Origin of the sequence: Runella limosa DSM 17973 (assembly GCF_000482465.1) — a bacterium.
Classification (GTDB): domain Bacteria; phylum Bacteroidota; class Bacteroidia; order Cytophagales; family Spirosomataceae; genus Runella; species Runella limosa.
This window is the reverse complement of sequence record NZ_AXVJ01000077.1, coordinates 1-12,199: the sequence shown is the minus strand read 5'-3', so window position 1 is coordinate 12,199 and position 12,199 is coordinate 1. Positions and strand designations below refer to the sequence as shown.

General features: G+C 46.2%; 3 protein-coding genes. All 3 read left to right on the top strand.

The features are described 5' to 3' along the window. Window positions 1-1,416: T9SS type A sorting domain-containing protein (locus tag K339_RS33135; RefSeq protein WP_157607540.1), on the top strand; the 1,416-nt coding region annotated here is incomplete at its 5' end. A gap of 320 nt (window positions 1,417-1,736) precedes the next feature. Further along, entirely contained in the window at window positions 1,737-3,461 is a 1,725-nt protein-coding gene (locus tag K339_RS0109380; RefSeq protein ID WP_028523368.1) for a tetratricopeptide repeat protein, read from the top strand. 142 nt (window positions 3,462-3,603) lie between these two features. Beyond that, on the top strand, window positions 3,604-12,199 hold an 8,596-nt coding region (locus tag K339_RS33130; RefSeq protein WP_037299853.1), incomplete at its 3' end, for a choice-of-anchor Q domain-containing protein.

Genomic DNA, 12,199 nt, shown 5'->3' with positions numbered 1-12,199 from the left:
GAATCGGGGGTGATGCGGTTAAAATTGGTGACGATTCCAACTGCTCCTACGGTGTCGTTGTCATCAACGAGCAGTTGTGATGCGACGGCAAGTTTTAGCGGTCAGTCGAGTTGCGGTAGTTTGCGAACGGTTTGGTACAATGCCACTACGAACGTGGCCTTGCCCAATTTACCATCGACGGTTCCAAGTCAGACGACGTCGTATTACGCCCGTTGTCAAACGGAAAACGGTTGTGTAAGCGAGCGAAGCAATGTGGTGACCTTTACGCTCACGCCCACACAAGTAGCACCCGTGATTACAGCCTCACAAGAGAACGTGTGCATAGGCTCAATGGTGACAATTTCGGCGAATTGCCCTTCGGGTAGTCAGACGTTCTGGAACACAGGAGTGACCACGCCAAGTTTTGAAGTGTCGTTTAATAATGTCACCAAACAGACCTATTGGGCGAAGTGTATTTTTGGCGGAGGTTGTCAAAGCGCGGAAAGTATTCGGAAGGATATTTACTGGAATGCTTTTGTGGTGACGCCGATCAATGTGGGAGAAACCAAATCGTCGGTGAAGTCTGCCAACGATAAATCGTTGTGGAGTAGTCATTTCATCACGCGTGACGGTGGACCCGAATTGGCACAAAGTACACAGCAAAATCCGACTTTATATTATGTAGAAAACGCCAACAAAGTAGCACCTCGTTACTGGACGATTAACGCCGATGCTTGTGGTTTGGGCACGGATGGTTCATTAACGTTTGATATGTTGGCGACACCCGAAATGGGGGTAATCCGCTCTTTCAACACGCACGAAAACAATGCACCCTACTTTATGTATGCCAACCGTGAGGGCTGGACGGAGTTGTACGCGCAAAACCATCCAGCCTACGGCTTTTACCAAGACAACGGTTCGGGTGGTAACGTATATGACGCAGGGTTACCAAAGGGTTTGTATAAGTTGAGCATTCGTTATTGGGATCAGAAAGGCTGGGGCAGTATTTATCCTGCAACGCGCCAAGCGCAAGGCAATGTATTGGCCTACCAAGAATATTGGTTTAGAATCCAGTCGAAAGACGGGGTAGGCGTAGGAGCAGCGAGGATAGCAGTTAGCGAAGAGCAAGTTGCAATTGTTCCCCCAATGGGACGGGTGGTGCGCCACAGCGACGCCGCGCGGGTTAGGGGGCTGCTTATTCTCCCCAACCCCGTCACGAACATCCTCCGCTTGCAAGTGTCCGACAGCAAAGGGCAAGCCGTACAAACGGAGTTGACGGATGCGTCGGGTCGAAGTGTATTGCGCCGCCAATTTGTACCTGAAACTAACATGCACCAAGAGGAGTTTGAAGTCGGTGAATTGCCGACGGGAATGTACTTCTTGAAAGTAAGTACTTCGGACAGACAAGCAACGTTGAAAGTGGTGAAGGTGGAGTAGAGTTGGTGTTAATTAGAGATTATTTATGTCTTTTAAACAAAGGTTCGTTTTCATTAAAGCGATGGTCAGTGGCCGACAAATCGGAGTAATGCTTTAATGAAGAGTCAAATTCGAGCCATCCGTGTGCTATTATCGACGATTTTAGTACACGGATGGCTCGGATTTGACAGGTTTATACGGATAAAAGAATAGATAAAATAAAAATCTTCGGGTATGGTAACCTTGAAGTTGTTTTGTATGCGGACTTTTGCTAAGATTGTGGGGTTAAACTCAGAAATTTTACAGGCATAGTTTTAAGGAAAAGAAGGAGTAAAATAAAGATGTCAAAATCGAAAATAATCTGTTTTTTTCTACTACTACGTGTATTTGATGGCCACGCTACTTCCCTACTTGATTCTCTCCAAATAACGCCTGCGGAAGCTCAGGAACGTTTTGTGGCAAGTTTTTACAATCGTAATCTTCGTTACAACAAAGATTCTACGTACGTCATCGGGGAGTTACAATCGTTACTTCGATATACACAAAAGGAGAGGCTTTATGCCATCGAATGCCTGTCTTACTCGCTCTTAGCCGACCACTATGCCCGAATGCGCCAGTTTAATGCGCAGTCAACGGCATTACACAAAACAGCCATCGAACTCGCTGAAAAATTTGATTTACCACTTAGTAAGGGTATAGCTTCGTATAAAACAGGTCGCTACTTTTATAATTTCAAGCAATTTCCGATAGCCTTTGAACACTTGCTACAAGCCGATCAGCAATTTGCAAAGGTGGGTTATGACAAAGTGCCTGATTTGATCGACTACTTGTTTTACATGGGCAATATCTACGAAGTAACAGGGCAAATTGACAAAGCCATTTCCTACTTCAATCGTACAGCAGCAACCAAAGAGGGAACGAATCGTACTTGGTTTGTTATCAATGCTTACGATCATCTTGCGCATATCTACAAGCTTAAAAAAGACTTTTCTCGTGCCCTTTGGTATTATCAAAAAACATTGGTCACCGCCCAGCAGTACCATTATCCTGATTGGGAAATACTTTCAAAAGGAAATATTGGAGTGTTGTATTTTCAGTTAGGGCGTACTGAGGCCGCAGTGCCATTGTTGGAGTCAGCAGCGTCGGCTTGTGTTCAGTCCAATGACCGTGAAAGTGCTTCGGGGTACTTTTATTATTTAGCCAAACAAGCCTTGAAAAAAGGCAATAAGCAAGAAGCTATTCGCTGGTTTGCTCAGATGGACACTTCGTACAAACATCGCAGTAAATACCAAGCCAAACGTAACTATTACGAAATAAGAGCCTTGTTGTCAGAGGCCAAAGGTGATTTTCCCTCAGCACTCTTGGCTTGGAAAAAACACGAAGTAGCCAAAGACAGTCTGGAATCGTCGGCAAATCGAAAACTCCTGAGCGACATCCAAGTACGTACCGATACCGAAGCACATTTAGCCCATCTTCAACGCATAGCTATTACGCATAATCATAGTATTTTGGTACGAAATATCTTGCTACTCGCCTTTGTGTTACTGGTGGGTTTGCTTGTATTGTTGTATAAACGCGAGCGTAGTCGTCGCGTACTTGAAAAAACACTTTTTGCCGAACAAAAACGCCGCGCCGACGAAGAACTTGATAATGCCCGTCAGGCACTACAGAGCTTTACGGAGCGGATGCTCGAAAAAAATGAGCTGATTCAGCAAATAACCAACGAAATAGAAACACTCAAAGAGCAACAAAACGAAACAGGGGAAGGAGCCTATCAACTGTATCACAAATCTATCTTGACTGCCAACGATTGGGACGATTTTAAAAGCCTCTTTGAGAAAGTACACCCTACGTTTTTTTACCACCAAAAACAGTTTTACCCACAACTAACTCCTGGGGAAGTGCGTTTGCTAACGCTCATCAAACTACAGCTCTCGTCTTCAGAAATGGCGGCCATGCTAGGGGTCTCGTCAGAGTCGGTCAAGAAAAGCCGACAGCGATTGCGTAAGAAACTCCAACCTGACGATCGCGAAAAAGACTTTGAAGCACTCATCGGACACTGGTAAAATCTTTTATATAATCATCTGATAAACAGGTGATTATTTTTTTGTCCCCCTTTTTGTCCCCCCTATAAATCAACAAATATTTCTCTGTTATGGTAGTTTTAACGCCTCAGAGAAACTGATTGATTTACTACCCTTTTTTGTTATGAAACAACTCTTTTTACTTTTCGCATTTTTTTGCTGTGCGATGGTGACTCATGCCCGCGTGTGGCACGTTACCACTACAGGAACAGGCACAAATGGCTCTACTTGGGCTACTGCCGTCGATTTGCAATACGCCCTTGGTATTGCTGCCGCCAACGATGAAATCTGGATAGAGGCAGGTACGTATAAACCTACAAGTGGCACCGACCGAACAATAAGTTTTCATATTCCCAGCGGTGTTAAGGTTTACGGCGGATTTATTGGTACAGAGACTGCCTTGAATCAGCGTGTCTTCACAACTATTGGAAATGATATTTCGGGATTTGAAGGAATTGGAAATGGTACAATTTTGAGTGGAGATATTGCAACAATAGGCAATATCAATGATAATTCACACCATATTGTCAGCTTCAACTCCCCAACTGCCACTACGCTTTTAGATGGCTGTATTATACAGGACGGACTTGCAGACACGAATACTGATTTTCAGGGCATAACAGGCGGAAATAAATACGGTGGTGGAATTTTTATACAGGGAAGTGGTAATTTTATTACCATTAGCCATTGCCAAATTCAACTCAATGGGGCAACTGAGCGCGGGGCGGGGATTTACCTTAATCCTAATGCAACAGTAAGCATGAATCACTGCCTTATTAATAACAATACGCAAACGATTACGGGCGGTTTTGGCGGAGGGTTAGCTAATTATGCTGGAAATTTAACAGCTACCTATTGTCTTTTCAAAAATAATAATGGTAAAAATTCGGCAGGAACTTACAATTATTACGGGACAAATAGCTACACAAAATGCCTATTTCAAGCCAACACAGCAAATATAGGAGCGGCCACTTATAACGACAATTCTAACCTTAGTTTCAATGAATGTATTTTTACGCAGAACAATGCAACTATTTCGGCGGGAGGGGCTATTCAGAACGTAAGTGGTTCTGTTTTTAACATGATTAATTGTGTGTTATATAACAATACTGCAAGTACAGGAGGAAAAAACATCAATAGCAATGGAGCAATGAACCTTACTAATTGTACCATTTTTAATACAGGTTCCAACAGTGTTAATTATTTAGGTACTAATTCCTCTGTAACTAATTGTATTATTAGGGGAGGAGAAAGTGCTTTTTCTGCCAACCCTGCCAATGTTACCGTAACCTACAGCAATATACAGGGTGGTTTTACGGGTGCAGGCAATATCGACAGTAACCCTTTGTTTTTGGCTACAATAGATGCGGATGGTGCAGACAATATTTGGGGGACAGCTGACGATGGATTGCAAATTCCTTCCTGTAGTCCAAGTTATAATACAGGCACAAATACAGGCGCACCTATGATTGACCTCGCGGGTACTACACGTCCACAGGTAAGCGCTACGGATATGGGAGCTTATGAGCAAACAAATATTACCACGGCTGCTACGCGCCTTTATGTAAAAGCCAATGCCACCGGCGCAAATAACGGCACAAGTTGGAACGATGCGTTTACTGATTTGCAAACGGCTTTAAACTATGGTTGCTTTAATCCCAATGCCGAAATTTGGGTGGCTGCTGGCACCTATAAACCCACAAACACTACAAACAGAAGCATCAGTTTTGTTTTGCCCAATGGGGTAAAAGTATATGGCGGTTTTGCAGGTACTGAAACATTATTGAGCCAACGCCCAACGAATGTGATTGGTGGGGGGGTAAATGCCACGATTTTAAGTGGTGATATTGGAATTATTGGTAACAATAGTGATAATACCAACAATATTGTACGGATGCAGGGCAATGGCAGTACCGAATTAAATGGATTCACTATAGAACTTGCCAATTTCAGCAGCGGTGACAGGGGGGCAGTGATTGCCAAAGCAGGAGGTGGTGGCTTCATGCGAAATTGTGTATTACGCAACAACACTGGGTATGCTTTTTCAGCCTTCCATTACTTGGGCGGAGCCGTGGGTGGCTTTGAAAATTGTGTAATCTATAATAACGATAGCCCTTACAGTGCGGCAGGCATAGATGCCAATACCAATATCACTCTCACAAATTGTATTTTTGCTAATAACATCACTACCAATGAAGCAAGCGACTTGCAATTCATTACCAATTTTTCGCTTTTAACAAACTGTACTTTCTATGGTGGTACAGGGGGCAGCAGTTCGATATTGGTGCAAGTTGCAACAGCAGTTCCTACAATGGTCAATTGTATTGTTTGGGGAAACCAATCCAATTCTTACGAATTAAGGACAGGGGTTTTTCTGTCCACTAATTATTGCAACAGCCGCAATGGAGCCACAGGGCCAGGCACCTGGTCAAACTCAAATGGGGTATCCAGTAATCCGCTTTTTGTCAATACCACCGATTTAGACGGCGCAGATAATATTTGGGGAACGGCTGACGATGGCTTGCAATTGGCTTGTGGCAGTAGCAGCCGCAACAGCGGTAACAATGCTAATGCTACAAGCACAGATATTACAGGTAAAACCCGACCACAAGAAACTACCGCTGATCATGGTGCTTACGAAAGTACCTTTGCCGCAACAACCTCTCGCCTTTATGTAAATGCTGGTGCCACTGGTGCCAACAACGGAACAAGCTGGAACGATGCATTTACCGATTTACAATCTGCACTAAAATACTCTTGTTTAGCACCCAATGCCGAAATTTGGGTAGCAGCGGGCCTCTATCGCCCCACTACGGGTACAGATAGAGCGATTAGTTTTGTGATTCCCAATAGCGTTCGTGTATATGGGGGATTTGTGGGAAATGAAGCAAATCTCAGCCAACGACCTCCGCAAGCAATCGGTGGCAATGGCACAACTTTTTTAAGTGGCGACATCAATACACTCGCCAATGCCACTGATAATACCTATCAGGTGGTGGTATTTGCGGGCATCAACAGCCCCACTCTCCTCGATGGATTTAGCATTATTCATGGAAATGCCAACGGAAGTACCCATGAACTGAGGAACGGCGGCGGAGTTCAGGTAACAGACAACGGCGCAAACGTCAGTATCACTCATTGTACAATTGCCCTCAACAGCGCCAAGTTTACCGCAGGTGTTTCTACCTCCAGTACAAGTAGCTTGATGATGGATAAGTGCATCGTTCAATTCAACAAAAGTGAAAGCGGTACGGGAGGGGTGTCGTTGGCAGGGAGTAATTCGGTGGTTACAAACAGCGTTTTTTCGAGCAATGAGGGTACGGAAGGAGTAGGCGCATTGACCTTTGAAAATTCAAACAACAATAGTCGAGTGGTCAATTGCTTGTTTGTCAATAATATAGGTGGAGAAACTGGTGCTGTTTATACCGAAGAAGGTACAGGGCATCGCTTGGTTAATTGTACGTTTCATAACAACAATACCACCAGTAGTTTTGCGGGAGCTGCGGAGCAGATTTATTCAGCTGAATCAGGCACAATTGAATTAAAAAACTGTATCGTTACGACAAGCATCGGTACCATGCGTCCGCTCCTCAATTCATTTAACAATACAATCACGGTCTCGTATTCCAACATCCAAGGAGGTTTTTCTGGTACTGGAAACATTCAGTCAAATCCACTTTTTATCAACCCTGACGACCCCGACGGACCCGATAACTTATGGGCAACCGCAGATGACGGCCTGAACATTCAGGGATGTTCTCCTTCCAAAAACACAGGCACTAATACGGATGCCCCCGCCACTGATATTGTAGGTACGACACGTCCTCAGGAGGGAACGGTGGACATGGGAGCCTATGAAACTACCCTCAATCCGCTCGTTTACAGCAGAGTGTATGTAAAAACCAATGCCAGTGGAGCCAACAACGGCACAAGTTGGAACGATGCTTTTACCAGTTTGCAGTCGGCTTTGGGCTACCCATGTCTTGCACCCAATGCCGAAATTTGGGTAGCGGCTGGGACATACCGCCCTACTCAAAATCAGTTCAAAAATAGCACTGGCGCTACCGACCGTAGCAATACATTTTTGATTCCCAGCGGAGTAAGCGTTTATGGTGGGTTTGTTGGAAGCGAAACGGATAAAAACCAACGGACATTACCAACGGCAGGAGCAAACGGTACCACCATTTTGTCGGGTGATTTGCTCGGAGATGATGCCCCTAGTTTTGCTAACCGTACAGATAATGCCTTACACGTAGTCATACTCAATAATGTCACGGAAGCTACTCGTCTCGATGGTTTTGTGATAAAAGGTGGCTACGCCGACCAAAATACGGAGATTTATCCCAGTGCCTTAGTGGGTAGTACCAATAGTAATGGCAGCGGATTGTTCAACAATGCGGGAGGCAACAACCTCACCCTTGCGTACTGTACTGTTACTGACAATCATGCGTTGGGAGAGGGCGGTGGAATGATCACCATGGCACTCTCAGATGGGCAAGGAAGAAGCTCGTTACCTTTGGTGACCCATTGTAAATTTGAAAATAACAAAGCTGGAGCGCGTGGCGGAGGCATATCGGTTATGAATGGCGGTGGTGGCGCTCCTTTTGCCGCTATCGGTATCACGGCCATCAATACACAATTTACAGGCAATGAAGCCATAGACGGAGGTGGGTTGAGTCTAAGACCTATTTATGGAACGGCTACGCTTTCGATGGACGGATGTTCGGTTACGAATAATACTGCTACAGGCTCTGGAGGCGGGATCTCTTTGGTTCCTCAAGGCGATGCAGCAATTCCTTCCGCAGTGACAGGGACCATCAACAATACGACCATAAGCGGAAACCAGATTGGCAATACAGCAGGCAACAGCGGCGCGGGGATAAGCGGCTTTTTTTTGACAAATACCAATAACACGCTTACCATTACCAATTCGCTGATTACCCACAATACCGCCGCATCTCCCACTTCGCGCGGTGGTGGAATTGGGCTACAAACCGCCCCACAGACAGTAGGAACGTCGGCGTTGTTGCAATTGTCGGTATCCAACACCATCATCGCCAACAACCAAGCAGCGTTTGGAGGAGGGGCGCATGTAGGGGCGGTTGTCTCACCAGCGGCTTTACCTGTGACTACTGGGGTAACCACGACTTTTACCGAATGTACCATTCGTAACAATACCGCGGTGGGGCGCGGGGGCGGCTTGGTATTACGCAGTTTTGGTAATCATAAAAACACCATCACACGCTGTGTGTTTAGCAACAACACTGCCGACAACGGTGGGGCGATAGACATCGCTGGCGAAACGTTTGAAACAACAGTGGGTACGCTTGAAGGTGAAATGAACGAGTGTTTATTTGTCAATAATACCGCCACGACACGCGGAGGAGCTATTCGCTACGATGATGGTTTGGGTACAAAAACGTGGACTTTCCGAAACTGTACTGCGACAGGAAACACCGCAGGACAACATGGTTTTTTTACCATTGAAAATTGGAATTCGGGACAAACTGCCCCTACTTTTCGTAATAGTATTGCGTATGGAAATGGCGCTAACAGCATCCGTTTGAATGGCGGTAATATATTGTTTGCCAATTCACTCATCGAAGGTTCGGGAGGAAGTTCGGCTTGGAATACGGCATTTGGAACTGATAATGGCGGGAATATAGACGCAAACCCACAATTTGTAAACAGTGGAGACCCTGATGGGACAGATAACCTTTGGCGAACCACCGATGATGGACTACAACTAAACACCAGTAGCCCTGCCTTCAATAGTGGCAACAACACGGGCGTATCGGCTACTGACATTGTTGGGGTAGCACGTATCACGGGCGGAACGGTAGATATGGGAGCCTATGAAGCCAACTGTACGCCCGTGATTCCTTCAGTTATGGTTGCTATTACCACAGGAACAAACCCTGCTTGTGTGGGTAGTAGTCTTACTTTTACAGCGACGGCGACCAACGGCGGTTCTTCTCCTGCCTATCAGTGGACGCGGAACGGAACGCCCATCAACGGAGCGATGAATGCAAGTTACACGGCCATAGTGGGAACAGATGTGATGAATAACGATCAAATAGCCTGTATCCTGACCAGTAATGCTGCCTGCGCTAGTCCAACGACTGCAACAAGTACTGCCATTGTGGTTACAACCTCATCTTTAACCACTCGCTTGTATGTCAAAGCCAATGCCACAGGTGCCAACAACGGTACAAGCTGGAACGATGCTTTTACCGATTTGCAATCGGCACTCACCTATGCCTGTCTTGCTCCTGGGGCCGAAATTTGGGTAGCGGCGGGTACGTACAAACCCACCACAAGTACCGACCGTAATGCCAGTTTCTTTCTGCCAAGCAGTATAAAACTCTACGGAGGTTTTGCTGGTACAGAATCTAATCTCAACCAGCGCCCTACTCATGTCATCGGAGGAGGGAGTAATGCTACCATTTTGAGTGGAAATATTGGTGACGCGGGTATAGACACCGACAATTCTTACAATGTGGTAGCTGCATTTGAAACGGCAACAGGCACGGTCATAGATGGATTCATCATAGAGAAAGGCCATGCCGACATCAGTAACAGTGTCCTTGTCAATGGTATTTACAAACCAAGCAATGCGGGGGCGGGTATCTTGTTGGCAGATAAGTCTTCGAACTCAAAGCCAACCCATTTGGTGGTACGCAACTGTTGGATACGAAGCAACACAAGTACAGCGAACGGAACCGCTTTGCGTTTTTATGCCTCATCGCTCACCAGCGATATTGATGTGGTAGTCAAAGAATGTGTGTTTTCGGATAATAACGGTCTTCAAGGAAGTGCGGCGGGGCTTAGTCTGGATGGAAACAATGGTAAAGTCAATGTGGCGGTAACAAACTCAGTCTTTCTCCGACAAACTTCTGGTAACTATTCCGTTTTTTATATCAACGACGGAAGCAATAGTACAGGCATGACCGTTAAGTTTATAAATAATACCTTTACCAATAACACCAGCGGGAATGCCTACAATACACTTGGGGTTTTAAATGGTGTTCAGGCTACGACAAGCTTTGTGTTCAGCAATAACATCATGTGGGGTAATAACTATGACCAGGCGTACAACAACATACAGATGGTACGCAATAGCAGCAGCAATGCTTCTGTCACAGTCACTAACAACCTCATCGAAGATGGCTACACGGGTGGTGGCACATCAGCCAATAACTTGGATGCCAACCCCTTATTTACCAATGCCGCCGACCCCGACGGAGCCGACAATATTTGGGGAACCGCTGATGATGGTTTGATGGTACAAAGCTGTAGCCCATCGACAAATACAGGTACGAGTACGGGCGCACCTGCGGTAGATATTACGGGTGTGACTCGCCCGCAAGGAGCACAGGTAGATATGGGAGCTTATGAATATCAAGGTACTTTCGGTGCCATAGCCCCTGCTGTTCAAGTGACAAATAGTAGTTGCCAGGCAGGCTGCATAGTAGGTGGAGGCAGCATTGCCGCTCCTAGTACGGGTTGTCCTGTGGGTTCAACCTTGCAATACCAGTTGAATGATGGCATCTGGAGTACCACTTTACCAACCTATGCGCAAACAGGCCCAGCCCAAATCATTAAAACTCGCTGTGTATGTAATGCTGATCCTAGTCAGACCAGCCCTGAGTCTTCGGTGACTACTGTCCCAGGTACTGTGCCTACGCTGGTGCTTCCTGCCAATGGCTCGGCAGTTGTGACAAATCCTGCCCTTGCTATACCACCAGTAATGCTACCTGTGGTCAACGACTGTAATGGTAATCCCATTATACCCTCTAGTCCCGTAATCACCAACAACCCCAATCCACTCACTTGCGAGGGCACACGTACCTATACTTACACCTATGTATGTGGTGGTAGCACAGCAACTTGGAGTTTTGTCTATACGGTGGTTGATAATATTCCACCTTCGATTACTTGCCCTGCCAATATTGCAGCTTGTGAGAGCCAAACAATTACCTATGTGTCGCCCGTGGGCACGGATAATTGTCTTGGCGCAGTCACAACCCAGATAGCAGGCTTACCAACAGGGAGTATTTTTCCCGTAGGAATAACGACGAATACCTTTAGAGTGACGGCGTCGAATGGCCAAACGGCGGAATGTTCGTTTACGGTAACGGTGCAAGGCAAGCCCACGATTACTTTATCAACCCTCCAACAAACGTTAAGTGAAGGCAATAACCCTGTTCTCTGCGACACAGATGCCAATTCTGTTAACAGTTTGCAGTTTACGGTTTCGGGTTTGTGTGTTTCAGGTTCTCCCGTTTGGCGGGTGCAAGTGGGTAGCGGCGCTTGGAGCGCTTGGTCGGCGACTGCCCCCGTTTCCCAACCCTCCAATAACCAACCCCACCGCTACCAAGCGGCCTGTGATGGGAGTTGTGCTTCGACTTACTCAGGCGTGATTGAGTTGACGATTAATAACCGCGCGACTGTCCCCCAAAACGTGTCGCTGTTGGTGGATGGTGTGATGGTGGCCGTAGGCGAGACGAAGGAAGTGTGTAGCTTGACCAATAGTCCAATGGTGTTTAATGCCAATTGCGGCGTCGGCGAAGTGACACTTTACTCGGTCGATGGTGGTGAATATTCATCGGGTGTGCCAACGGATTTGGTGGACAATCAATATCACAATTACCGCGTACGCTGCCGCAAATCAGACGGAACACCGTCGTGCGTAGAATCTGAATCGGGGGTGATGCGGT